Origin of the sequence: Pseudoalteromonas sp. US3C1004 (assembly GCF_048401065.1) — a bacterium.
GTDB classification, from domain to species: domain Bacteria; phylum Pseudomonadota; class Gammaproteobacteria; order Enterobacterales; family Alteromonadaceae; genus Pseudoalteromonas; species Pseudoalteromonas undina.
This window is the reverse complement of the sequence record NZ_CP183074.1, coordinates 126,163-151,030: the sequence shown is the minus strand read 5'-3', so window position 1 is coordinate 151,030 and position 24,868 is coordinate 126,163. Positions and strand designations below refer to the sequence as shown.

General features: G+C 39.1%; 18 protein-coding genes. 10 read left to right on the top strand and 8 right to left on the bottom strand.

The genetic code is table 11. From position 1 onward, the window contains the following. Both ACNSN3_RS16090 and ACNSN3_RS16085 read right to left on the bottom strand, forming a co-directional pair. Window positions 1-393 (bottom strand): hypothetical protein, encoded by a 393-nt coding sequence (locus tag ACNSN3_RS16090; RefSeq protein ID WP_418609587.1) that lies wholly within the window; start codon window positions 391-393, stop codon window positions 1-3. 67 nt (window positions 394-460) lie between these two features. Next, complete coding sequence (locus ACNSN3_RS16085; protein WP_010389229.1) at window positions 461-880, bottom strand: DUF3429 domain-containing protein; 420 nt, start codon at window positions 878-880, stop codon at window positions 461-463. A 213-nt stretch (window positions 881-1,093) separates the two neighbouring features. On the opposite strand from ACNSN3_RS16085, the gene ACNSN3_RS16080 reads away from it, so the two are divergent. Together ACNSN3_RS16080 and ACNSN3_RS16075 are read left to right on the top strand one after the other, a co-directional pair. After that, window positions 1,094-2,362: an ABC transporter substrate-binding protein gene (locus ACNSN3_RS16080; RefSeq protein ID WP_010389226.1), complete on the top strand. Its 1,269-nt coding sequence runs from the start codon at window positions 1,094-1,096 to the stop codon at window positions 2,360-2,362. A 9-nt stretch (window positions 2,363-2,371) separates the two neighbouring features. After that, window positions 2,372-4,627: an ATP-binding protein gene (locus ACNSN3_RS16075; RefSeq protein WP_418609584.1), complete on the top strand. Its 2,256-nt coding sequence runs from the start codon at window positions 2,372-2,374 to the stop codon at window positions 4,625-4,627. Window positions 4,628-4,769: 142 nt separating this feature from the next. Here ACNSN3_RS16075 and ACNSN3_RS16070 read toward each other — a convergent pair whose 3' ends face one another. Beyond that, a complete protein-coding gene (locus tag ACNSN3_RS16070) occupies window positions 4,770-8,300 on the bottom strand; it encodes an ATP-binding protein (protein WP_010389223.1) in 3,531 nt (1,176 codons plus the stop codon). Window positions 8,301-8,555: 255 nt separating this feature from the next. Here ACNSN3_RS16070 and ACNSN3_RS16065 point away from each other — a divergent pair, with 255 nt between their 5' ends. The 3 genes from ACNSN3_RS16065 (at window position 8,556) to ahpF (ending at window position 13,183) form a co-directional block, all read left to right on the top strand. Beyond that, window positions 8,556-10,658: an EAL domain-containing protein gene (locus ACNSN3_RS16065; RefSeq protein ID WP_010389221.1), complete on the top strand. Its 2,103-nt coding sequence runs from the start codon at window positions 8,556-8,558 to the stop codon at window positions 10,656-10,658. Between the two features lie 216 nt (window positions 10,659-10,874). After that, complete coding sequence (ahpC, locus tag ACNSN3_RS16060; protein WP_008115650.1) at window positions 10,875-11,444, top strand: alkyl hydroperoxide reductase subunit C; 570 nt, start codon at window positions 10,875-10,877, stop codon at window positions 11,442-11,444. Between the two features lie 161 nt (window positions 11,445-11,605). Then, window positions 11,606-13,183 carry an alkyl hydroperoxide reductase subunit F gene (gene ahpF / locus ACNSN3_RS16055; protein WP_418609581.1) on the top strand — a complete coding sequence of 526 codons (1,578 nt, stop codon included), beginning with the start codon at window positions 11,606-11,608 and terminating at the stop codon, window positions 13,181-13,183. A 94-nt stretch (window positions 13,184-13,277) separates the two neighbouring features. Here ahpF and ACNSN3_RS16050 read toward each other — a convergent pair whose 3' ends face one another. From ACNSN3_RS16050 to ACNSN3_RS16035, 4 genes are all read right to left on the bottom strand, one after another. Further along, on the bottom strand, window positions 13,278-13,469 hold the full coding sequence (locus ACNSN3_RS16050) for a DUF3185 family protein (protein ID WP_008115648.1): 192 nt from the start codon (window positions 13,467-13,469) through the stop codon (window positions 13,278-13,280). A 49-nt stretch (window positions 13,470-13,518) separates the two neighbouring features. Next, window positions 13,519-15,543: an ATP-binding protein gene (locus ACNSN3_RS16045; RefSeq protein WP_418609578.1), complete on the bottom strand. Its 2,025-nt coding sequence runs from the start codon at window positions 15,541-15,543 to the stop codon at window positions 13,519-13,521. Between the two features lie 205 nt (window positions 15,544-15,748). Further along, the gene (locus ACNSN3_RS16040; protein WP_418609576.1) at window positions 15,749-16,600 is read right to left on the bottom strand and encodes a patatin-like phospholipase family protein; all 852 of its coding nucleotides are present in this window, start codon (window positions 16,598-16,600) and stop codon (window positions 15,749-15,751) included. A 32-nt stretch (window positions 16,601-16,632) separates the two neighbouring features. Next, the gene (locus ACNSN3_RS16035) at window positions 16,633-16,875 is read right to left on the bottom strand and encodes a hypothetical protein (RefSeq protein ID WP_075169965.1); all 243 of its coding nucleotides are present in this window, start codon (window positions 16,873-16,875) and stop codon (window positions 16,633-16,635) included. 116 nt (window positions 16,876-16,991) lie between these two features. Between ACNSN3_RS16035 and tkt the strand changes: the two genes are divergently transcribed. Further along, on the top strand, window positions 16,992-18,995 hold the full coding sequence (gene tkt / locus ACNSN3_RS16030; protein WP_418609574.1) for a transketolase: 2,004 nt from the start codon (window positions 16,992-16,994) through the stop codon (window positions 18,993-18,995). A 118-nt stretch (window positions 18,996-19,113) separates the two neighbouring features. On the opposite strand, the gene tal is transcribed toward tkt, so the two are convergent. Next, entirely contained in the window at window positions 19,114-20,067 is a 954-nt protein-coding gene (gene tal / locus ACNSN3_RS16025) for a transaldolase (RefSeq protein ID WP_418609572.1), read from the bottom strand. A 237-nt stretch (window positions 20,068-20,304) separates the two neighbouring features. Between tal and ACNSN3_RS16020 the strand changes: the two genes are divergently transcribed. The 4 genes from ACNSN3_RS16020 (at window position 20,305) to ACNSN3_RS16005 (ending at window position 24,856) form a co-directional block, all read left to right on the top strand. Further along, the gene (locus ACNSN3_RS16020) at window positions 20,305-21,957 is read left to right on the top strand and encodes a ribulokinase (protein ID WP_418609570.1); all 1,653 of its coding nucleotides are present in this window, start codon (window positions 20,305-20,307) and stop codon (window positions 21,955-21,957) included. Continuing rightward, window positions 21,954-22,655, top strand: coding sequence for an L-ribulose-5-phosphate 4-epimerase (locus ACNSN3_RS16015; RefSeq protein WP_418609568.1), 702 nt, complete (start codon window positions 21,954-21,956; stop codon window positions 22,653-22,655). Before ACNSN3_RS16020 ends, ACNSN3_RS16015 begins: the two co-directional genes overlap by 4 nt. Window positions 22,656-22,677: 22 nt before the next feature. Next, complete coding sequence (gene araA / locus ACNSN3_RS16010) at window positions 22,678-24,177, top strand: L-arabinose isomerase (protein WP_418609566.1); 1,500 nt, start codon at window positions 22,678-22,680, stop codon at window positions 24,175-24,177. Between the two features lie 88 nt (window positions 24,178-24,265). Then, on the top strand, window positions 24,266-24,856 hold the full coding sequence (locus ACNSN3_RS16005; RefSeq protein ID WP_054201316.1) for an HAD family hydrolase: 591 nt from the start codon (window positions 24,266-24,268) through the stop codon (window positions 24,854-24,856). Window positions 24,857-24,868 lie beyond the last annotated feature (12 nt).

Here is a 24,868-nt window from a genome sequence, read left to right as displayed (position 1 = left end):
TTAGCGTGAAGATGTGTTTGGGTTTTCGGGCTCATCATTTTGCTGAGGTGCTTGATGCAACCTGTACATAGCTAAACGTGTTTTTAAACCCTCAATAGCAACCTGTTTTAAAATTAGGTTAAAGGTAATCAAAATAGCAAAAACAATGTGGATAGGACCATGGGTAAATCCTGCGTCAGGATCAAATATAGATAAGCCAAACAATACAAACAACACAACCATTAGTATTTCAATGAGTTGATTTGAATAAAAAGAAAGACGACCTTCGCTTTTATGATCTTTTTTTATGCTAATGGCACAAAAAAAAGGGATCACTTTTATTTTAAAAGCGGCGTTTTTTTCTACAAAATTCTCACCAAGGTCAGTAAGCTGTTGGCGCAATTGGTCTATCATGGGGTGTCCTCTCAATACAGTGCGCGGATGTTACCCTATTACAGACCAATGGTTAAGTAATGGCGTGTTATTTAGGGTAAATACTCATACCAATAATTAAGATATGACACACAAACACCACAGATGTAAGCACAAAGCGCATTTTTTGGTAATCTTTGTGATAACCCTGCCAATGAATCGACGCTTTTTCGAAAATCAGTACTAACCAAAAGCTCGCGCCTAACCAAGCAAGCATCCACTCAATCGGCAAAAATGATAAAAACGGTATAGGAATTACCGGCAGCACAGCTTTAATGGCATCGGCAAAGCTTTGTTGCCCTGCATGCCATAAATTACCTGCCATAAACGCTAAAATAGCGATGCTGTAAAAACTAAAAAACTCTAAATTAACACTGTTACTGCCAAACATAAGTGGCCAACCCACACAGCCTAAAAACGGCAGCAAGCCCAAATAGCCTAGTTGAATGTGATTAACAAATTTTTCCATGGGTAAGCGCCTTAATCGAGTAGGTATTTCAACACTGCTAGTGTAACAAGGATAGATAGAGTTATCTTATAAAATTTATACAATGATTAAACGACCATGTTATTTATGACGATCACTCATTTTAATTAAAATAGTGTTTTTGGAAGCGCTAAGTTAGTGATTATTCGATTATTACCTATACTGATTGTGGGAATCAGTAAATGGATGATTAGTATGGCTAACAATGTCACTCGACGTAAATTTTTAAGTACGCTAGCGGTCGGTGCTGCGACCTCTGCTGTCGCATTTAAAGCGCCGTATGTGTTTGCAAAAAAACCGGTTACGCTTAGAGTCATGGGAACGCATGTAACTTTACAAGAAGAGCTTAGAGTCCGCGCCATGCAAGAGCTCGGTATTAATATTGAATTTACCCCTATGGGGAGTGCGGCCGTTTTACAAAAAGCAGCAGCTGATCCCTCTTCATTTGATTTATATGAACAATGGTCTGACTCAATTAATATATTGTGGCAAGCCAATGCTATTCAACCAATTGAAGTAGAAAGACTAAAATATTGGCAGGAAATAAACCCACTAACCAAAACCGGTAAGTTAGTTCCCACAGCAAAATTGGGCGCAGGTGATGCGCCCAACAAAATTTTATATGTTCAACAAGATGGCTCACTTGGAAGCCAAGCAACTGATAAAATAAGTTTTATGCCTTATGTTCACAATGTGGATTCATTTGGCTATAACACTAATTTTATACCTAAGGGTGTGGCTTACGAGACTGAGTCATGGGGCTGGTTGCTTGAAGAGAGTAACAAAGGTCATGTAGGTTTGGTGAATGCCCCCACCATAGGTATTTTCGATGCCGCATTGGCAGCCCAGGCTCAAGGGCTGATGACATTTAATAATATTGCCAATATGAGTGTTGCAGAAATAGACAAACTGTTTGCAATTTTAATTAATAAAAAGCAAGCAGGGCATTTTTCTGGGTTTTGGACATCGGTGCCACAATCTGTTGAGTTTATGCTTAAAAAGCGCGTGCATATTCAAAGCATATTTTCACCGGGGGTGACTGCATGTAGAGCCCAAGGTTTACCCGTTGTTAATGCATCTCCTAAAGAAGGGTATCGAGCATGGCATGGGGTAATGTGTCTCTCTGCTAATACGGTAGGGCACGTAAAAGACGCCGCTTATGAATATATGAACTGGTGGTTATCGGGCTGGCCTGGTGCATTTATTTCAAAGCAAGGTTATTACATTTCTAATCCAGAACGTAGTAAAGAAATAATTACCACCCCCGAATGGGATTATTGGTACGATGGCAAAGAAGCGACTCAACCACTAGCGGGTACCGATGGCAAAAATATAATTATGCCAGGGCAAATTCGCGATGGCGGCAGCTATGAAAAGCGCTTTTCTAATATTGCGGTGTGGAATACAGTGATGGATAACTACGATTACAGTTTAGATAAATGGTTTGAACTACTAAACGCATAAGGGAATTGAATGCTGAAACAGTTAATTGGTTCTTTATCTATTAAAGTATTATCTTCGTTGGCTATTTTTATTTTAATACAAATAATAGTTTACGTTGTTATTAATGAGCGAACCGACAAAATAGAGCAAGCCAGTAAAAATGTATTGAATATTAATGGGCTGTCAGTTGTTGTATTTGAAATTAACAAAGATATTTTACAGATTCAACGAGATATTTCGGTTTATGGTGTGTCGGGTAGCGAGGTTATTTTTGATAAAATAAAAAGCACTCAGCAAAGTATTCAAGCGCGGTTAATTGAAGCACAACAGCGAATTCAGCAACACAAGATTAAAAACTCATTAAACGCCATGCAATCATTGGTTTTAAATTATGGCAAAAGTATCGATAGTCTTAAAAAACGATATGATGAAAAGTCTAAAATTATTGAGCAACAGTTACCAAATACCTACGAATTAGCATTAACTACCTTAGCAAGCAGGGATCGAGAAACGGCCAAGCTGGGCAAGGATTTATTATTGTTTCAGCTAAAGGATCATTGGCATCATCTGTATCGCAATTCAATCCTGTTTTTAACTCAACGCGATTACGCCAAACGTAGTCAAGTAAAACAGCGGCTACAATTAATTAAACAATTAACCAACAGTGGCGCTACAAACAAAATGATTGGCCACAACAAGGTCGAGCAACTAAATAGTTTAACAACTAAATTCGAGTCTTTATTTGCTCAGGCCATTCAAGCTAATAGAAACTATTTAACCTTAAGTAATATTGTTATTGCCGGTGATTCGGTCGAGTTTTCAGCACTTGCCAAAAAATTGCAAGAAGATGCATTGTTGTTGCTTAGTGATATTTCGAAAACCAGTCAAGAGAGCATTGATGCTGCGCAAACTGTTATTCAAGTGTCGTTATTTTTGTCTGTTACCTTGTTTATTCTTTTCGCTTTATTTTTTCACTTTCATATTATTAAAGCGATTAACAGGCTCACATTTAGTTTTAGATCATTTCTAAATGGTGATTTCTCAGCAAACATAGCTGATATTAACCGTGAAGACGAAATAGGGTTTTTAGCCCAAGCAGCAAATAAATTTAGAGTGCTAAACGAGCGCCTAGTTGAAGCAAAAAAAGCGGCAGAAGAAACATCCCGAATCAAATCTGAGTTTTTAGCTAATATGAGCCATGAAATACGCACTCCCATGAACGGTATTTTAGGCATGGTACAGCTAGTGAGTAATACAGAGCTTGATGCTAAACAAAAACGCATGATTGAGGTTATTAGCTCTTCAGGTAACAGTTTATTGGTTATTCTTAATGACATTCTTGATTTAAGTAAGCTTGATGCCGATAAAATGCTACTAGAAAATAGAGAGTTTAAATTAAGTGCTTTATTGTATGAGCTGGAACAAATTTTTAAATCGCAAGCCGACCATAAAAATATAGAGTTTAAAATAGTAAAAGAAAAAGTAGATTCTGTTGATTTGGTACAAGGCGACGAAACCCGTTTAAAACAAGTACTAATGAATTTATTGGGGAATGCATTTAAATTTACAGAGTGTGGAACAGTAACATTATCTGTTGCTCTAAAAGAGAAAAATAGCAATGAAGTGATGTTACTATTTAGCGTTATCGATAGTGGTATAGGTATTTCACAACATAGTATAAAAACGTTATTTGATGCTTTTACACAAGCTGACACTTCAACAACACGTCGTTTTGGTGGTACAGGGCTTGGATTAACTATCTCTAGTAAAATATTAAACTTAATGGGCAGTAATTTACAAGTAGAAAGTGAATTGGATAAGGGTTCGACATTTTACTTTCAGTTAAGGCTTAATATTCCCATTGCAAATAAAAGCGTAAAACAACAAGCACAATTACCCGATGTAAATATTAAAAATAAAGATGTGCAGGTATTAATTGCCGAAGATAATCCGGTAAATCAAATCGTGCTAGAAAGCTTTTTAAAAGCAATGGGTATTAAACATATTATCGTGGCAGATAATGGTGAAATAGCGCTTGAACTATGTACTAAACAACAATTTGATTTAATTATGATGGATATCCAAATGCCGGTAATGGGCGGGCTTTTGGCAACTAAATATATTAGGGAACTAGCCAATTACCACGATGTGCCGATTATTGCCGTTACTGCAAACATCACTGAGAAAGACGAGCCTGAGTACGTGACAGCGGGTATAACTAACACTATAAACAAGCCTATAGAATTCAATAGTTTAAAAGTTATAATTGACCAGTATAGCGAGTAAGAATAAACATCCTATGTGCTTTTATATTTTTTGGTAGTATTGGTTAGCAATACACTCAAAAGTTAAAAGCGCCTTTAGGCGTTTTTAACTTTAATTAGCAATACATATTTTCAGTGGTTTATTCATTATCACCACCAAAATGCTAACTACTGGGTTGTATCTCTAAGTAGCTGTTAATGGTTGATTCGAGTTTTTTGTAGCTAGTTTGAATGAGCTCTAATTTATTCTTCATACTGCCCATGGCATTTTCACTGGCCATTACTTCTAATTCATCAAATAATTTATGCAAGTTAGCCGCACCTACATCACCTGATGAGCCTTTCAAGCCATGACTTAATTTTGATATTTGCGATAAATTATTGTTATTTATTGCATCCTCAAGTTCTTCTAGCTTCATTGGTGTACTCTGAAGGTATAATTCACATACTTTTATAAGAAGCTCTTCATTATTTAATAACCGAGATAGCGCGTTATCTTTATCCCAATCAGGTAAACTTTGACTATCCAAAGTATCAGAAATTGGTTTATTAATTTCGTTAAGCTGATTATTTTCCAATGGAGCTTCTTTTATAAAAGTTGAAGACAACCACTTTGTAGCCGTTGCAACTAATACCTCTGCAGAGATTGGTTTAGTGATGTAATCACTCATTCCTGCATCTAGGCATTTTTGTCTTTCACCCATCATTGCATTAGCAGTCATAGCGACTATGGGAATATCAATATTTTGAGGCGCTGCTTCACCAGCTCTTATTTGTTTTGCTGCATCATAACCATTTAATATAGGCATTTGGCAGTCCATAAATACACAGTGGTATTGATGATTATTGGCCACCGAGTTAACAAGTTTTTCTACTGCTTGTTGGCCATTTGACGCGGTATCTATCTCTAAAGATAAACATGACAATATACCCGCGGCTACTTCTATATTTATTTCGTTATCATCAACGATAAGAACATGTGCCCCTTTAAAGTCAGAGTTATCAGTTTTAACTGAGTCTGATTCACGGCGTTTGTTAATATTAATATTACTGCTACCAGCACTTATTTTATCTTCAAGGCTGCGTTCATCGGCGACTGTTTTTAAAAACTCTGAAATAAGTATTGGTTTAGAAAGTAAGCTGGCTTGCACGTGTCTTGTCTTAATTTGAGGATAACCGCGATTTGCTAATAAAATAACTTTAATTACATGATGATTAGCAATAGTTGGCCACATTTCATCTAAACGTTTTAACAATGTGTCGTCTTGTTCAATAAGTATAAAGTCAGGTAAAGACACGTTTTTTATATCATCTGAAACAAGAGATTGTTGTAATTGTTCAGCTGAAAAACTATTTCCAGAAAAAGCAGCTATTAAATTATTTATGCTGTCGGCTAACTCGTTATTTTTAGTCACAATAGCGAAGCTTTTGTTTTTTAATCGTGGGGCAAAACTATAATGAGTTGTATCATCATTGCTCAGTGTTAGTTTTATGTGAAAACTACTACCTAGAGACTTTTCTGACTCAAAGCTAATTTCTCCTCCCAGCAGGCTGCAAAGCTGTCTGCATATAGAAAGCCCCAGCCCTGTTCCACCAAATTTAGATGCCACGCTTTTATCTTCTTGGGAAAAGGCGGTAAATAATTTGTTCTGGTTTTCTTGTGCAATGCCCACACCGCTATCGGTAACTTTTACGTGAACGGTCACAGTATCATTGCTTGTTTGCTCGCAATAAGCGGTGACCTTTATAAACCCAGTTTCAGTAAATTTAATCGCATTATTTACTAAGTTAGTCAGAATTTGTGAAAAACGATGGGGGTCAGTTGTAATCGTTTTACATTTTAAATTCACAACATCTAAAACAAATTCGAGGCCTTTCTCCTGAGCTTTAACAGCCATACTGCCACAAACACTTTCGATTAATTTTATTAAATTAAACTCTTTAAAGTTCAACTCAAGTTTACCTGCTTCTATTTTAGATAAATCCAAAATATCATTTATTAATACAGATAAAGCACTCACACTCACTTCGGTCATTTCTAAATAGTTTTTTTGTGTTTCACTCAATGGCTCTTTTTTTATTAAGTTTAAAGTACCCACTATGCCATTAAGTGGAGTACGCATTTCATGGCTTATATTAGAAATAAACGCGCTTTTTACTTCACTGGCTTGTTTGAGCTCTTTAGTGCGAATGGCTACTTTATTTTCAAGCTCATGATTTACTTTTATTATTTCATTCTCAATGGTGCGCTCTTTGGTTACATCTCTGGCTATTATTGCAATACCAATAAACATTCCAAATTGATCGATAATGGCTGATAAAGAGAGTGAAAAGTAGCGTTTAGTAGAGCCGTTACTGATACTAGCGTCTTGCTTAAATTGACGAGTACCATCAGTGAACTTTTCAATTATCTCGTTAAAATTTAGCTGATCTATTATTTTTAAATCATTAATTGGTTTTCCAATTGCTTCTAACTCTCCAAGCTTAAACATCAGAGTTGCGGCATTATTCCAACTAGATACAATACCGTTATTGGTAATGCCAATTACCGCATCAGATGAGCCGGTTATAATTGCCTCAGATTGTGCGCGCGCATTTGCAAGCTCTTGGCTTTTGCGAAGACTACGATTGAAAAATGCGAGAATGATAGTTAATAAAATAACCAAAATAAGCAAAAAGGTGTAGAGCTTTGTTCTGCGTTCCATTTCAATATTTTTTATATACTCAACAGGCGCTAAAACGTGGCTAGATAAAAAGTTTTGTTTTTCACCCAGCGCTAAAGTGATTTGTTTTCTTGCAGTGTAATAACTTGTTTGCGCAATGCTTTTTGGTTTTATAAGCGACAATGAGCTATTAGCAACGGGGTTGAAAGTGTAATTATTATTGATGCTAATATCACTACCTAGGTCTTTACCAAAGGTGAAGTTTTTATTTGGATGCAATAAAAAATAGCCGTTACTGTCAGTTAAAGCGATTTCAAATGGTGAATTAATACTGTTGCTAATAATGCTTATTAAGTTATTAGCATTAACGTTAATTATGATAAAGCCAAATCTATTTTGATTTTCATCAAAAATTGGCATAGACAGCCTCAACATCGGGCGATAAGGAAACTCTATTTTACCGTACTCTCTATTCAACGAAATTTCAGACAGATACATTTCGCCATCAGAGAGTTTACTGCTGGCCGTAAAGTACTCTTGCGCTCCTTTATTTTGGAGCTTATTTAAATCTATAACCTCTACTGCACCCTGAACGCGATCAACCCTTACCAGTTCTTGTCCTTTTTTGTTGGTACTGATGATTCTTAGCTGCTCGTAATCGGGGTTATTTTTTAAAAACGCTGCAAATATAATTTCAAGCCTTGTTTTCCATTGAGCATAGGTGGTGTTCTCTAGTGGGTCTACACCTTTGTTATTTGATGCCCTGGCTAAACCTTTGATTGGAGGGGTTGCGTGTAAAAAACGAATATCTCGACGGTAGTTTTCAATAACCTCTTGTGTTTGTGAATTAATAGATTGGTTTTTGTCTATTATTTCTAGTTCTACAGAGCCAAGTACTGAGCGCGATAAACTTGCTTCATTAATAATAATGGCTACAACAATTAAGGTAATTATGGCGGATAAAGAAATAGGGAATAAAAGGGTGTAATTACTTACCTGACGAATTATCCTTTTCTTAAGATTTATTGGCATCCACTACTCCAATTAAAGACCAGCCATTATTTAGCTACCATAAACTTAGAGAGCTATAGGTAATTTATCAAGTTTTACTTTTAATAAAGAGTTTTGTTTTGTATTCATTTATCTCAAATTTAGAACTCTACAAACCCTTTTTGATTGACGCTAATAATATAATGCTTAAGTATATATTTTAGGTAATTGGTGGAGGTTTGGGTTAACTAAGCTAGGCTTTATGTGCATTTGTTTAATTTTTTATGGGAAGTGATTGTGTTAACCACTGTAGATCAAAGCTTTGCGCATCGAGTACTTATTGTTGATGATGAACCCACTAGTTTAATGATTTTAGAGGGAGCTTTATCAGATATTGCAGAAGTTATATGTAGCGATACTGGTTTTGGCGCCATTGAAAAAGCACAGCAGTTCTTACCAGAAATTATTTTATTAGATATTGAATTACCTGATATTAGCGGGTTAGAAGTGTGTAAACGCTTAAAAAACGATCCCAAAACTAGTGGTGTAACAGTAATATTTATTACCTCCCATAATGAGAGTAAGTTTGAGCATTTGTCTTTAGAGTTGGGTGGGATTGACTATATACAAAAGCCCGTTGATCTTAAGGTATGCCGCTTGCGCGTTGGCAATCATCTAAAACTAAAAACACAAGAGCAACAACTAAAACATTCACAGCGTTTACTTGCTATTGAATCAGAAAGATTGCGCGTAACGCTCAACTCGATTGGCGACGCAGTTATAGCAACAGACAAAGACGAAAAAATAACGTTTATGAACCCGATTGCAGAGATGATGACCGGTTGGGTAATGCATGAAGCAGTTGGTAATCATATTTCAGAGGTTATGCAACTACGGGATGCAACCACAAAGCACAAAAGCCTTAATCCAATTTCTATTGCTTTAAAAGAGCAGCGAAGAGTAGCTATGGCGCTTAATTGCCAATTAACGAGCTTAAATGGCAGAATTCATCGGGTTGAGGATTCTGCTTCCCCCATCAGAGATGAAAAGGGGAATATTATTGGCGCGATTATAGTTTTTCATGATGTGAGCGAGTCGATTGCGATGGCTGTTAAGATGAGCCATTTAGCAAACCATGACCAATTAACCGATTTACCCAATCGAATTTTATTACATGATCGCGTTGCGCATGCTTGTCAGGTATCTGTGCGTAATGGTTTTTTAGTGGCGTTAATGTTAATTGATATTGATCATTTTAAATATTTAAATGATACAGAGGGACACCATGTTGGCGACCAAATCATAAAACTGGTTGCTAAACGACTTGAATCTATTGTTGATTTAAATACGACCTTGGCCCGTGTTGGCGGGGATGAATTTGTATTGTTGCTCCCAGATATTAAATCGCCGTGTCATGTTGATGCTGTTGCATCTGATATTTTGTATGCAATGCATCAACCTTTTCGTGTTGATGGAAGAGAGTTTAATTTAACTATAAGCGTGGGAATTAGTATTAATCCAACGGATTCTGATTCTGCCGAATTAATGATGTCGCATGCTGATGCAGCAATGTATAAAGCCAAAGAGCACGGTAGAGATAGATTTTGTTATTTTTCAGATGACTTAGAACATGAGTTTCATCAACGTCAAAATATAGATAAGATTTTAAGAAATGCACTTGAAAATGACACGTTGGAAGTTCACTTTCAGCCCAAACTTAGCCTAAAAAATAAATTAATTATAGGCGCTGAGGCGTTAGTAAGGTTAAGAGATGAGGAGGGGAGTTTAATATCTCCGTTACACTTTATTCCATTAGCTGAAGAGACTGGTTTAATTAATAAGTTGGGTCATAGCGTTTTAAAACAAAGCTGCAGAGCGGCTAAACGCTGGCTAGATAAAGGCCATCCAATTAAAGTTGCTGTTAATGTGGCGGCTAAACAATTTACAGATCCTAAATTTATAGAAAGCGTAGCGCAAATACTTGAGGATACTGAGCTTCCTAGTGGTTATCTTGAATTAGAGGTGACAGAAAGCGCTTTAATGAGTGATTTTGATGAAACAAGTAGAATATTAAACGGACTTTCAAACCTTGGTTTGAGCATAGCGATAGATGACTTTGGAACGGGTTATTCGAGCTTGTCGTATTTAAAACTATTCCCTGTTGATGTATTAAAGATTGACCAGTCATTTGTTAAAGATATGGTTGATGATAAGCAAAGCCTAGATATAGTGAAAGCAATTACCCATTTAGCGCATTCATTGAATTTGAGGATAGTTGGTGAAGGCATTGAAACTCAAGCACAGCTAGATACACTTATTTCGCTTGAGTGTGAAGAAGGGCAAGGGTTTTTGTTTAGCAAGGCTTTACCTGAAAATGAATTTGAAAATCTCATTTTCTGATGGCTACCTTTAGTGCTCAGTGTAACTAGTATTTTTAATTTTAAGATAGCTCACATTCAATTATTTTAACTTCTTACCTTGGGTAATCTTAAAAATCGATTGTTTTAATCTAAACAATCAATTTTATTTAATTCCTCAATAGCCTTATTGTATTAATCAAGCCAACGCACAGGGCGTTAACTTTTTTAAATACACTAAACATAAATGAGGAATACTATGAGCACTTCATTGATTAACACAAAATTACAACCTTTCAATGCAACAGCTTACCACAATGGTGACTTTGTAGAACTCACTGAAAAAGACGTATTAGGTAAGTGGTCTATCTTTTTCTTTTACCCAGCAGATTTCACATTTGTATGCCCAACTGAATTAGGTGACCTTGCAGATCATTATGCACAGCTACAAGAAATGGGCGTAGAGGTTTACTCGGTATCAACAGATACGCACTTTACTCACAAAGCTTGGCATGACACGTCAGACACTATCGGTAAAATTACTTACCCAATGATTGGCGACCCAACAGGACGCATTACACGTAACTTTGGTGTAATGATTGAAGATGATGGTTTAGCTCTTCGCGGTACATTTGTAATGAACCCAGAGGGTGAAATCAAAGTTGTTGAAACGCATGATTTAGGTATTGGTCGTAGTGCTAAAGAACTTGTTCGTAAAGTACAAGCCGCACAATACATTGCCACGCATGACGGCGAAGTATGTCCTGCATCTTGGCAGCCAGGTGAAGACACATTAGCACCTTCACTAGACCTAGTTGGTAAGATTTAAACCTTACCTTCATTAAATTTAGAGTAGCACATAACTCTAATACCAGTGAGCCTACTTGGCTCACTGGGCACTCTCCCACGCCATCACTCTTTTCTAAAATTCGCACATGCACTGATGGCATGGGGGTTCTGCTGTTTTATTTTTCCGTAAGGGGCTAAGCCATGTTAGACAACAACATAAAGAACCAATTAAAAAGCCATTTTGAATCGCTGACTCAGCCTGTTGAGCTGCTTATCGCCTTGGATGACAGCAAAAAATCAACAGAAGTAGAAAGTTTAGCGAATGATTTAGCATCACTAAGCGATAAGTTTAGTGTAAGTAACAATCCAGATACTTCGGCACGCAGACCTTCAATGGTGGTGCATTCGCCACAAAAAAATACTCATATTACCTTTGCAGGGGTACCTATGGGTCATGAATTTACTAGTTTAGTGTTAGCGCTATTACATACGGGGGGGCACCCTAGTAAAGCCAGTCAAGAAGATATTGAACAAATACAAACACTTGAGCAAACACTCAATTTTGAAGTGTATATTAGTTTGAGCTGCCAAACCTGCCCGCAAGTGGTTCAAGCGCTAAATACAATGGCTGCTACAAATAGCAATATCAAAGCCACTATGATTGATGGTGCTCTGTTTCAAGATGAAGTAGAACAACGAAATATATTGGCTGTACCCGCTGTTTACTTAAACGGAGAGCCTTTTAGCCAAGGGGCAATGAGCCTAACCGATATTTTAAATAAAGTTGATAGCAAAGGTGCACAGCGCCAAGCCAAAGCATTGAATGAAAAATCAGTGTTTGATGTTCTTGTCGTCGGTGGTGGGCCAGCAGGTGCTTCGGCAGCTATTTATTCTGCACGTAAAGGGCTAAATACGGGGGTGGTTGCCGATCGATTTGGTGGCCAGGTAGCTGACACATTGGCCATTGAAAACTTTATTTCGGTAAAAGCAACCGAAGGGCCAAAAATGGTGGCTCAGCTTGAAGAGCATGTTAAAGAATATGATGTTGATGTAATGCACAACCAACGCGCGGAAAATTTGCAAAAAGGCAGTAATGGCTATGACATTACTTTAGAAAATGGCGCTGTATTACAAGCTAAATCACTTGTGCTAGCAACCGGTGCACGCTGGCGTGAAATGAATGTACCTGGCGAGCAACAATATAAAGGCCACGGCGTTGCATACTGCCCGCATTGCGATGGACCATTATTTAAAGGCAAACCTGTTGCTGTAATAGGTGGCGGTAACTCAGGTATTGAAGCGGCTATTGATTTAGCCAACATTGTTGAGCATGTAACGGTGCTTGAATTTGCCGATACGTTACGTGCTGACGAAGTACTTATTCGTAAAGCAAATAGCTTAAAAAACATTACTATTATTAAAAATGCACAAACTACTGAAGTACTCGGTGATGGTAACAAAGTAATAGGCCTTAATTATACCGATCGTGTTTCTGGAGAAAGTAAGGAGCTAGTTTTAGCCGGTATATTTGTACAAATTGGTTTGATACCGAACACCGAATGGTTAAAAGAGAGTGACCTTGAGCTTAGTCAATTTGGTGAAATACTCATTGATGCTAAAGGTGCAACATCGTTACCAGGTATATACGGGGCGGGCGATGCGACCAATACGCCATTTAAGCAAATTATTATTGCTATGGGCGCCGGAGCAACTGCTAGCTTAGGAGCTTTTGACTACTTAATTCGCCAAACACCCGATGCAGAGCAAAATGCTGCTTAATAGCGTTTTAGCGTAAGCCTCTTGATAAAACAGCTCTCACCCATAGCTGTTTGTTCACCCAAGCCGCCCTCTCCAAAGGCGGCTTTTTTGTGTGTTATTTAAGTCGGGTAAGGCCTACTAAAATACAAACTGCGCCACCAATAAAGCCAAGCCATGCTTCTACTGGGGTTTCGCCATTGAATGCACGAGTAACTTGTGAAGCTGCAGAATCGTAAACATCATAACCCCACATACCAAGTGCTACGCCAATAACAATAAGTACAATACCAATGATTTTATTTGTCATAATGATCCTTTGTGTTTTTAGTGCAAATTAATCTGGGCGACACTCGTTGTTATAATGTGGCTACGCCCAGTCTTTTTAGTGTATTTGTAATTGCTTCTTCTATCGCTGGCAGTTTAAACGGTTTGGCTATAAACATATCCATGCCTGCTTGCTTACAGTTTAGTTTATCTTGTGAGGATGCATTAGCAGTTAACGCCACAATATAAGTTTCTTGCGAGTCACAGATACCTTGTGCCTTTAGTTGCTTGGTGGCTTCAAAACCATCCATGATAGGCATAATGCAATCCATAAAAATAAGGTCAAAATGCTTTTGTTTGCATTTTAACAGGGCATCTTGGCCGTCAATAGCAAAGTCTGATTTTATATTAAATTTATCCAGTGCTGATTCTAATACCAGGCGATTTATTTCGTTATCATCAACCACCAAAACCGAGAGCTTATTACTATGGTTATTAATAAATTTAAGGCTAGGTTTTTGTGTTTGTTGTTTACCAAGCTCAATTGGGATAGTTAAGGTAAAACATGTGCCCACGTTAACCTCACTGGTTACCTCAATTTTGCCATTCATAAAACCAACGAGCTCTTTAACTATGGCTAAGCCTAACCCGGTGCCACCTTTATTGTTGTTAGCATCAACCTCTTGGGTAAAAGGCTTAAATAATGAGTTTAAATACGTTTTACTCATGCCGCGACCCGTATCGGTTATTTTAATTGTAAGTAAAGGGCGCTTTGTATCTAATGCTAACTGTGAATCGAGAGAAACAGAACCATGCTCTGTAAATTTTAATGCGTTACTCAGTAAATTAGAGACAATTTGGCTTAATCGAGAGGTGTCGCAGTATACCCAAACATCATTAGGAATGAGGTTAGTGGCTCGTAGTTCAATGTTTTTATTGCTAAACAATACCGAATATAAAGAAACCAAATCGGTAAATACCGTTTTAAGTAGGGAGTGGTGAGGTTCCAGTTTTAATTCACCATGATTTATTTTTGAAAAGTCGAGCACTTCATTGATAATATTCAATAAAATATCAGCACTTCGCAGGGCGACTTTAATTTTTTCCGCCCGCTTGTCATAATCGTGCTCATCAATGAGTGTCGCTAACATACCCGTAATGCCATTTAGCGGAGTGCGTAGCTCATGACTAATTTTTGCAAACAGCATACTTCTATCTTTTAATAGCTGTTCAGCAAGCGCTTTTTTTTGTTTTAACTCTTCGCGTAACTTTACGGCTTCAGTTATATCTTGAAAAGTACCAAATAACCGCACACATTGGCCGTTGTTAAACTCGGCCTCACCAAAGGTTGAAACCCAAATGTTCTGTTGCTTAGCGGTAACTATTTCCAGCTCTAAATGCCATTTATCACCCGTAGATATTGCCTTTTCTACCGCTTTATTAATACTGTCTCGGCTTTTACCTGCTTTATAAAATTCAATGGCTTTTTCTATATCTGGAGTATAGTGTTCTTCGGCTTGATGAATACGTCGAGTTTGTTGGCTCCAAAAAATAGTATTTTCTATTAGGTCGACTTCCCATGTACCTATATTTGCTACGTTTTCAAGCTTTAATAAAGTGTCACTATTTTTAGTGAGATTGGCTTTATCCTGATTGCGCGCCAATTCCGAGCCTAACCACTGCGCTAATAATTCAATATAATCATAGGCTTCATCGCTAAAAGGAGCGCATTCTTGAGCAGATGAAAAGTTAACAGTTCCAAATACGTCTTTGCCTATTCGTATAGGCGCACCAATGTACGCTTCTAATTGGAAATTAATATAGCATGGATGATTTGCAATACTACTTTGCGACGCATTATGAAATGCCAATGCAGAGTTGGCCGACAAGGTATGCGTGCAATAGGTGCCGTTTAATTCAAACTCTGTACCAATTGCAAGAGAATTGTCAGGGGTGATGGCATGTAAAACAATATAAGAATCATTTTTTACGCGGCTGATAATAGCTAAGTCGAGTTGAAAAACATCGAGCCCAAAAGCAAGTAAGTCTGCAATTTTTTGATCAAAGCTTAGCTGCTGATCTGAGACTATATTATGAAAGCATCGAAGAAAATTCACAAAAACCCTTAATTTATTTGGTGTGTACACAAAATTTAAAGCAAAAAACACGCCTAAATTTAATCTGCTTTTTGCAATACGACGACGAACACATCGTTCTTTATTACATTACCCCGTTGGTTTAAAAATTAATAGCTGGAGTAAGCTGTAAATTCAAAGGTTATATCACTGTATACTTCTTATAGGTTGATTTTATAGCTTATGTTCATTTCTCACGCAACCTAGGATTACCTAAGTAAGTTTTAGCTTCACTTATGCCCATTTGATAGCCTGAATTGAGTATAGCTAGATTTTTAGTGGTGCGACCGACTTTAAACCCTGCTGGTGGAGCAATAATATTTATTTTGCAATCCGGTGGAGCATCATGCAAAAAATCAATACTGTCATTATATTTTTTAGAACGCAGTATGGCCGCCTCTGCAAGCGCTGGGGTATCTTTATAGAGTTGTTTGGTTAACCACGGAACTTTGTTATCTTTTTTACGATAGCCTAAAGGTTGAGAAAGGATAACTGTTATTTCTGATGCCCCCATTTCATAAGCTTTTTTTACTGGAATAGAATCTGCAACGCCGCCATCGGTCATGGCGATCCCGTTTATTGTTGGATAATCCCGATAAGCTATTGGTATAGCGCAAGAGGCTTTTAATTGCTCTACCATTTCGCTACCTGTTGCTTGTAAGTAATGAGCTTGTCCAGATTCGATTGCCGTTGCAACAATATAAAAGTCGTGAGGGGATTGCGAGAATTCGTCGGTATTTAAAGGAATTTCACGTACTGTTTCTTGCCAAAGCCAGTCTAAATCAAACAAGTGTCCACCTTTAACAAATCGTGGCAGGTTAATAAATTCAGGCCTACAGGAATAATCAGTGATTACTTTGTAGTTTCGGGTTGCTTGCTTACATAAATACGCAGCAACATTTGTAGCACCAGCTGATACACCAAAATAGCTGGTAAAAGGTTGATATCCCTGCTCTAAAAACTCATCAAGTACACCTGCGGCAAAAATACCGCGCATGGCACCGCCCTCAACCACTAATGCGTGCTGGGTATTGTTCATATTAACTTCCATCCTTTGACAATGCACTTATGCTACCAAGTGTGCTTAAACTGTGCGAGCAACTTTTTACTCTGATATGGGACTTTTAAATTGTTTTCTTTAGGCTGTTGGCGAAAAAAAGTAGCTAAAAAGCGCTGACGAAAGCTTAAACCTGATGAAAACCCTGATTGTTTAGCAATTTTATCTATGTTTTGGTTACTCGTTTCTAATGGCTGCTGTGCTTTGGCAAGTAGTTCTGATACACAGCATGGATAGAGGCCATTGTAAGCAGTCAAGCTAAAGAAAAATCAACAGACTTATTTTTATGTTGCAGTAAGGTATTTTCGATTGCTATTTATATTACATTCTGAGATATTAATTATAATATAATATTAACAGGAAATAATTACAGATGACTCTGCCTAGTTCTCAATCTGCAAATGCAATCCGTATGCTTGCTGTCGATGCTGTTCAAAAAGCTAACTCTGGTCACCCAGGTGCGCCAATGGGAATGGCCGATATTGCCGCTGTGCTTTGGCAAAAATTTCACCGTCACAATCCATCAAACCCTAGCTGGGTTAACCGCGATCGTTTTGTATTGTCAAATGGCCATGGCTCAATGCTGCAATATGCGCTATTGCACCTAAGCGGTTATGACGTCAGTATTGAAGATATTAAACAGTTTCGCCAATTACATTCTAAAACACCTGGTCACCCAGAGTACGGTTATACTCCAGGGGTTGAAACAACAACTGGACCACTAGGTGCAGGTATTGCTAATGCGGTAGGTATGGCGATTGCTGAAAAAACTTTAGCGGCACAATTTAACAAACCACATTTTGATATCGTTGATCACTTTACTTATTGCTTTTTAGGCGATGGTTGTTTGATGGAAGGTATCTCTCATGAAGCTGGTTCATTAGCGGGTACTTTAAAGTTAGGCAAACTGATCGCTTTTTGGGATGACAATGGCATCTCAATTGATGGCGAAGTAGAAGGTTGGTTTACTGACGATACGCCAAAGCGTTTTGAATCATACGGTTGGCAGGTTATTAGTGGCGTTGATGGTCACGACATGGCTGCGATTGCCAGTGCTATTGAAGCGGCACAAGCGAACCCTGAGCAACCAACGCTTATCTGTTGTAAAACAGTGATTGGTTTTGGTTCACCCAATAAATCAGGCAGTCATGATTGTCACGGTTCACCACTGGGTAATGATGAAATTGCAGCGGTTCGTGAGCAACTAAATTGGCCACATCCAGCGTTTGAAATTCCACAAGATGTATATAATGAGTGGAATACTCAAACTAAAGGCCAAGACTTAGAAAGTGCCTGGCAACAAACCTTTGCCGCATACAGCAAAGCGCACCCTGAATTAAGTAACGAGTTTAACCGTCGTGTGATGGCTAAATCATTACCGAATAATTTTGCTGAACTTGCTGATCAATACATTACTAAGTGCCAAGATGAAATGCAAAACATTGCAACGCGTAAATCATCACAAAATGCGATTACCTTTTTTGCCCAGCAATTACCTGAATTAATGGGCGGCTCTGCTGACTTAGCTGGCTCAAACTTAACTTTATGGCCTGATGCAAAGGGCTTACAAGAAGACGACGCGGGTAACTATGTATTTTATGGGGTGCGTGAGTTTGGCATGAGCGCCATTATGAATGGTATTGCATTACATGGTGGCTTTATCCCATTTGGTGCTACATTCTTAATGTTTATGGAATATGCACGTAATGCTGTGCGTATGTCTGCATTAATGAAAGCGCAAAGCATTTTTGTCTACACTCATGATTCTATTGGTCAAGGTGAAGATGGCCCAACTCATCAGCCGATTGAACAAATTGCCAACCTGCGTATGACACCTAATATGACGACGTGGCGCCCATGTGATGAGGTTGAAACAGCCGTTGCGTGGCGTCAAGCTCTAATAAAAGAAGCTGGCCCAAGCGCGTTGATCTTTAGTCGCCAAGGCACTAAAGCTATGCCGCGTGATAAAGCGCAGTTAGACAATGTAGCAAAAGGGGGTTACACCCTCGTTGAGTGTGAGCAAACACCAGAGCTAATTTTAATGGCAACAGGCTCTGAAGTTGAATTAGCGGTTAATGCGGCAGCTGAGCTAACAGCTCAAGGCAAACAAGTGCGTGTTGTTTCTATGCCATCAACCAATCAGTTTGATTTACAAGATAAAGCATACCGCCAAAGTGTATTACCTGCAGGTGTGGCTAAAATTGCCGTCGAAGCTGCACACAGTGATTTTTGGTATAAATACGTTGGCCAAGGTGGTGATGTATTAGGTATGACTACTTTTGGTGAGTCAGCACCGGGTGCTGTATTGCTGGAGCATTTTGGTTTTACCGTAGAGAACTTAGTTGCTAAGGCAAATGCGTTATTAAACGACATCTAGGTTAAAGTTTTACCTGATAAAAAGCCCGCTGATTTAATTAAATCAGCGGGCTTTTTTATATCTTTAATTCGAGCTCTCGATAATGATTGATCATCAAGAGCCCAATTTAGTTAATGATTTAGACTAGCTCAGCTAAGATTGCTTCTAGTTTTTCTTGGTCAATTGCAAACTGACGAATGCCTTGGCTTAGTTTATCTGTTGCCATTGCATCTTGGTTCATTTCCCAGCGGAACGCTTGTTCGGTCATAGGCTCTGGGGCAGCAACTGTTTCAGTGGTAGGAGCAAGTTGACGCGCTAAAGGTGCATCTGTTGCTGCCAGTTCTGATAATAGCCCTGGGCTGATGGTTAATCTATCACAGCCTGCTAGCAACTGAATTTCGTTGATGTTTCTGAAACTTGCGCCCATAACGATGGTTTTATAATCATGCTTTTTGAAAAAGTCATAAATATGAGTCACTGATTGCACGCCTGGATCGTTAGCACCGCTAAAATCAGTATCAATATTAGTGGCTTTATACCAATCCAAAATACGCCCTACAAATGGCGAAATTAAATAAGCACCTACCTCAGCACAGGCACGAGCTTGGGCAAACGCGAATACCAGCGTTAAGTTACAACGAATACCTTGTTGCTCAAGTACTTTTGCCGCTTGAATACCTTCCCATGTTGACGCTATTTTGATCAACACCCGTGATGTATCAATATCTTGCTCTTTATAAAGTGCAACGAGCTCAAGCGCTTTATTAATAGTTGCTTGAGTATCAAATGATAAGCGCGCATCGACTTCAGTAGATACTAAACCTGGGACTTGCGCCATTAGGTTTGCACCAATCAATACTGATAACTTATCGGCGGCTTTACTGATCACTTGTGCATTGTCATTGGTTTGTTGCTTAGCCCAAGCAACGGCTTCAACAGCCAGTGGACGGTATTTTTCAATTTTAATCGCATTGAGTAATAACGATGGATTTGTTGTGGCATCTTGCGGCTTATATTGGTCGATCGCTTCAAAATCACCGGTATCAGCAACCACAGTGGTCATGATTTTTAATTGTTCTAATTGGCTAGACATAGGCATCCTATTTTATCATACAAAATAAATTAATGGCTTTTAGCATTGCTTACAACATGGTTTAAGCCCTTTTTTAGTGCAAAACATTAGTTTAAAGGGCACAGGTGTCACGACTATTTCAGAATTAATCTGTTAATAATATTTTTATAATACCTTTACAACCCGTCATTATTGATATTATCATACAAATAACAGTAATGACTAACATTGTTAGTATCCAATTAGTGAAAGGTATTTATGTCTCGTTATACATTGGGCTTAGATTATGGCTCTGATTCAGTAAGAGCACTGCTTGTTGATGTAATTACAGGTAAAGAGCTGGCTAGCCATTTAGTGAATTATCCGCGTTGGGCGGAAGGTTTATATTGCGACCCAAGTAAAGACCAATTTCGTCAGCATCCACAAGACTACATCGACAGCTTGATTGAGGTCGTCAATGGACTATGGCAACAAGTACCTGCGGGAACTGCGGATAAAGTAATAGGTATGAGTTTTGATACCACGGGATCAACCCCGGTGGCTATTAATAACCAAGGTACGCCTTTAGCGCTGACAGAAGAATTTGCTGAAAACCCTAATGCGATGTTCATTCTTTGGAAAGACCATACGTCGATTAAAGAGGCGAATGAGATCACCAAAGCCGCGACCAATAACGAGGTTAATTATCTTTCACATATGGGCGGTATCTATTCATCAGAATGGTACTGGGCAAAAGCACTACATATTTTTAGAGATGATGCGGCTGTAAAAGCGGCAACTTACTCGTGGGTAGAGCATTGTGACTGGATGACTGCATTAATGTGTGGCACCACTCACCCAGAAGTATTAACGCTGGGACGTTGTGCTACAGGCCATAAACAAATGTGGAATGAGCAATGGGGTGGTTTCCCACCAAATAGTTTCTTCAGCAATATTGACCCATTATTAGATGGTGTGGTTAATACGCTTAATGCCACAACTCAACCGAGTGACCAAGTCGCTGGTAAATTAACAGCGCAATGGGCTGATAAACTTGGTTTATCACAGAATGTAGTTGTAGGTTACGGTGCTTTTGACTGTCATATGGGGGCAGTGGCTGCCAATGTGCGTCCAGGTGTTTTAACTAAAGTAATGGGCACTTCAACCTGTGACATTACTGTTACTTCAAAACAGCAACTAGGCGATACGTGCGTTAAAGGTATTTGTGGTCAGGTTGATGGTTCAGTTATTCCAGACATGATTGGCCTTGAAGCGGGGCAATCTGCGTTTGGCGATTTATATGCATGGTTTAAAAATCTGATGCTATGGCCGACTCGCCAATTAACAAATTTAAACGACGTTGAACAAAACTTGATAAATAAAATTGAAGACTCAATTTTAGTTGATTTATCAAAAGCTGCCAGTGCATTACCGGTTAAAAATACCGATGTAACAGCACTTGACTGGGTCAACGGCCGTCGCACACCTGATGCAGACCAAAGCGTAGCAATGGCCATAACGGGCATGAAAATGGGCACTGATGCGCCGCAGTTCTTTAAAGCATTAGTTGAGGCGACGGCTTTTGGTGCTCGTGCTATTACTGAACGTTTTCAAAATGAAGGCGTGCCAATTGAATCAGTGGTGGTAATTGGCGGTATTTCGAAAAAATCAGATTACGTAATGCAAACCTGTGCGGATGTATGGAACTGCCAAATTGACGTACTTGAAAGTGAGCAAAGTTGTGCGCTTGGCGCTGCCATTATGGCCGCAGTGGCTGCCGGTGAATATGCAACGGTTGCTGATGCACAGCAAGTGATGGCGTCTGCTGTGTGTCATCAATACCTACCAAATCCAGAGCGTGTTGCTGTTTATGATGAGCTATACGCTAATTATCAAGCGCTGGCACAGTATGTTGATGGAGCAAAATCATGAGCTACACAGAGTTAAAGCGTGAAGTATTTGAAGCCAATATGGAATTACAACGTCGTGGTTTAGTAATTTATACCTTTGGTAATGTGTCGCAAATTGACCGCGACAAAGGTGTCATTGCAATTAAACCAAGCGGTGTGTCGTATGACCAAATGAAAGCTGAAGACATGGTGATTGTTGATTTAGAAAACAACATTGTTGAGGGCAGTATGCGCCCATCTTCAGACACCAAAACCCATATCCATCTGTATCGTCATTTTAATGAGATTGGTGGCGTTACCCATACTCATTCAACCTACGCAACAGCATGGGCACAAGCAAAACAAAGCATTCCGTGCTTTGGTACGACACATGCTGATTATGTGCACGGTGATATTACCTGTACGCGTGAGCTTACTGATGCGCAAGTAAATGGAGATTATGAGCTTGAGACCGGTATTCAAATTACCGATGCTTATAAAGACCGTGACCCAAAAGCAGCACCAATGGTGGTTGTGGCAGGGCACGCACCGTTTACGTGGGGTAAAGATGCAGCGCAATCTGTGTATCACGCTGCACTTCTAGAGGAAATTGCTCGCATGGCTTACTTAACTCGCACGCTTGATCAACATGCAGGTGCACTTAAAAAGTCTGTGATGGATAAACATTATTTAAGAAAACACGGTAAAGATGCCTACTACGGCCAAAGTAACCGTGGCTAACCAGTACAAGAGGAATTTATATATGCCGTCGTCAATGAAAGAAGTTTGGTTTGTAACTGGGTCACAACATTTATATGGCCCAAAAGTGTTAAACACCGTTGCAGATAATAGCGCTGCAATTGTTGCAGGTTTAAATAGCGAAGCTAATTTACCGGTTAACTTAGTGTGTAAGCCAACGGTGAAAACGCCTGAAGAAATTCATGCGGTGTGCCAAGCAGCAAACTCCGATCCTAACTGTGTAGGTCTAGTATTATGGATGCATACGTTCTCACCCGCGAAAATGTGGATTGCTGGATTAAACGAGTTACGTAAACCATGGTTACACCTTCATACGCAATTCAATGCCGCGCTACCGTGGGCTGATATTGATATGAACTATATGAATACCCATCAAAGTGCCCACGGTGACCGTGAATTTGGTTTCATTGGTACTGTAATGCGCAAAGAGCGCAAAGTGGTTGCTGGCCACTGGCAACGTGCTGACGTACAAAAGCAAATTGATGATTGGTGTCGCGCAGCTAAAGGGTGGGCTGAGAGCCAAACACTTAAAGTGGCACGTTTTGGCGATAATATGCGTCAAGTTGCGGTTACTGAAGGTAACAAAGTTTCAGCACAAATCACCTTTGGTTATGAAGTACATGCCTTTGGCGTAGCGGAGCTCGTTAAAGTTGTTGATACCGTAACGGATGCCGAAGTAGATGCGCAGCTTGAAGTATACAAAACTGACTATGTGATTAGCGATGAAACGCTGCAAGATGATTACAAAGTATCGATGCTACGCAATGAAGCACGTTTAGAGCTTGGTATGGAGCGCTTTTTAGAAAAAGGTGGCTTTAAAGCATTCACTAACTGTTTTGAAGATTTATCAGGTTTATCAGGTTTACCAGGACTTGCAACGCAGCGCTTAATGGCGAAAGGCTTTGGCTATGGCGGCGAGGGCGACTGGAAAACAGCTGCAATGGTACGCATCATGAAAGTAATGGGTGAAGGCCGTGAAGGCGGTTGTTCATTCATGGAAGACTACACCTATAACATGGGCGATACTGACCAAGTATTAGGTGCTCACATGTTAGAAGTGTGTCCATCAATAGCTGCGCAAAAACCACGCCTTGAAGTTCACACTCATACCATTGGGGTGAAATGTGATGTGGGTCGTTTATTGTTTACTGCTAAAGCAGGTGAGGCAATTAACGTTTCGCCAATTGATATGGGTAATCGTTTTCGTATATTAATTAACGAAGTAGACACGGTAACCCCACCGGCTGAATTACCGCATTTACCGGTTGCATCAGCATTGTGGGAGCCAAAACCTAACCTATCAGTAGCGTCTGCTGCGTGGATCCATGCAGGTGGTGCACACCATACTGCGTACAGCCAAGCTGTTACCACCGATATGATCGTTGATTTTGCTGAAATGGCAGGTGTTGAAACCATGATTATTGATGCTGATACCAGTATCCGTGGTTTCAAAACAGAACTACGCCACAATGCAGCGTATTACATGTTAAAGCGTGGGCTTTAATCACTTATAACGGCAGTGATCTAAGTTAACTAAATAAGCCAACTTTATAGTAAAGTTGGCTTTTGTTTTCTCAGAATTTGGAGTACAGATGCTCGATCTCACAAAATACCAAGGTATTATTTTTGATATGGATGGCACACTTATCGATTCGATGGGCTCTCATTTAAAAGCATGGGAGCTAACCTGCCATGCGTTTGATTATCCGTTTGATTATGATTATATGTATGGCTTAGGTGGCGTACCAACACTTGCCACAGTTGATATTCTTAATGAAAAATTTGGACTTAGTCATGACGCAGATTACGTTGCAGAGCAAAAACATCAGTTTTGGCTAGGTTTAGACAGCAAACCAGAAATCATAACTGAAACAGTCGATGTATTAAACTATTACCATGGCAAAATGCCAATTGGGGTAGGTACTGGTGCGGATCGTGCGCATGCTGTTGACCATTTAACCCATACAGGGTTAATTGATAAGATTAAAACTTTAGTCACCGCCAGTGATGTTCGCCACGGTAAACCTCATCCTGAAACTTTCTTAACAGTAGCAAAGCAAATAGGAATTCAACCACAAAATTGTGTAGTGTTTGAAGACACGCAAATAGGTTATCAAGCAGCGACTGCGGCGGGTATGGATTGTATTTTAGTCAAAGACGGCAAAATACAACTAAAAACTTAGGCGAATAAATTT

What these genes read in the sequence shown, in the direction of transcription:
- ACNSN3_RS16075 (WP_418609584.1), top strand. Translation starts at nt 2,372, where the DNA reads ATGCTGAAACAGTTAATTGGTTCTTTATCTATTAAAGTATTATCTTCG.
- ACNSN3_RS16005 (WP_054201316.1), top strand. Translation starts at nt 24,266, where the DNA reads ATGCTCGATCTCACAAAATACCAAGGTATTATTTTTGATATGGATGGC.
- ACNSN3_RS16085 (WP_010389229.1), bottom strand. Translation starts at nt 880, where the DNA reads ATGGAAAAATTTGTTAATCACATTCAACTAGGCTATTTGGGCTTGCTG.
- ahpC (WP_008115650.1), top strand. Translation starts at nt 10,875, where the DNA reads ATGAGCACTTCATTGATTAACACAAAATTACAACCTTTCAATGCAACA.
- araA (WP_418609566.1), top strand. Translation starts at nt 22,678, where the DNA reads ATGCCGTCGTCAATGAAAGAAGTTTGGTTTGTAACTGGGTCACAACAT.
- ACNSN3_RS16040 (WP_418609576.1), bottom strand. Translation starts at nt 16,600, where the DNA reads ATGAACAATACCCAGCACGCATTAGTGGTTGAGGGCGGTGCCATGCGC.
- ACNSN3_RS16020 (WP_418609570.1), top strand. Translation starts at nt 20,305, where the DNA reads ATGTCTCGTTATACATTGGGCTTAGATTATGGCTCTGATTCAGTAAGA.
- ACNSN3_RS16080 (WP_010389226.1), top strand. Translation starts at nt 1,094, where the DNA reads ATGGCTAACAATGTCACTCGACGTAAATTTTTAAGTACGCTAGCGGTC.
- tal (WP_418609572.1), bottom strand. Translation starts at nt 20,067, where the DNA reads ATGTCTAGCCAATTAGAACAATTAAAAATCATGACCACTGTGGTTGCT.
- ACNSN3_RS16015 (WP_418609568.1), top strand. Translation starts at nt 21,954, where the DNA reads ATGAGCTACACAGAGTTAAAGCGTGAAGTATTTGAAGCCAATATGGAA.
- ACNSN3_RS16050 (WP_008115648.1), bottom strand. Translation starts at nt 13,469, where the DNA reads ATGACAAATAAAATCATTGGTATTGTACTTATTGTTATTGGCGTAGCA.
- ACNSN3_RS16090 (WP_418609587.1), bottom strand. Translation starts at nt 393, where the DNA reads ATGATAGACCAATTGCGCCAACAGCTTACTGACCTTGGTGAGAATTTT.
- tkt (WP_418609574.1), top strand. Translation starts at nt 16,992, where the DNA reads ATGACTCTGCCTAGTTCTCAATCTGCAAATGCAATCCGTATGCTTGCT.
- ACNSN3_RS16070 (WP_010389223.1), bottom strand. Translation starts at nt 8,300, where the DNA reads ATGCCAATAAATCTTAAGAAAAGGATAATTCGTCAGGTAAGTAATTAC.
- ahpF (WP_418609581.1), top strand. Translation starts at nt 11,606, where the DNA reads ATGTTAGACAACAACATAAAGAACCAATTAAAAAGCCATTTTGAATCG.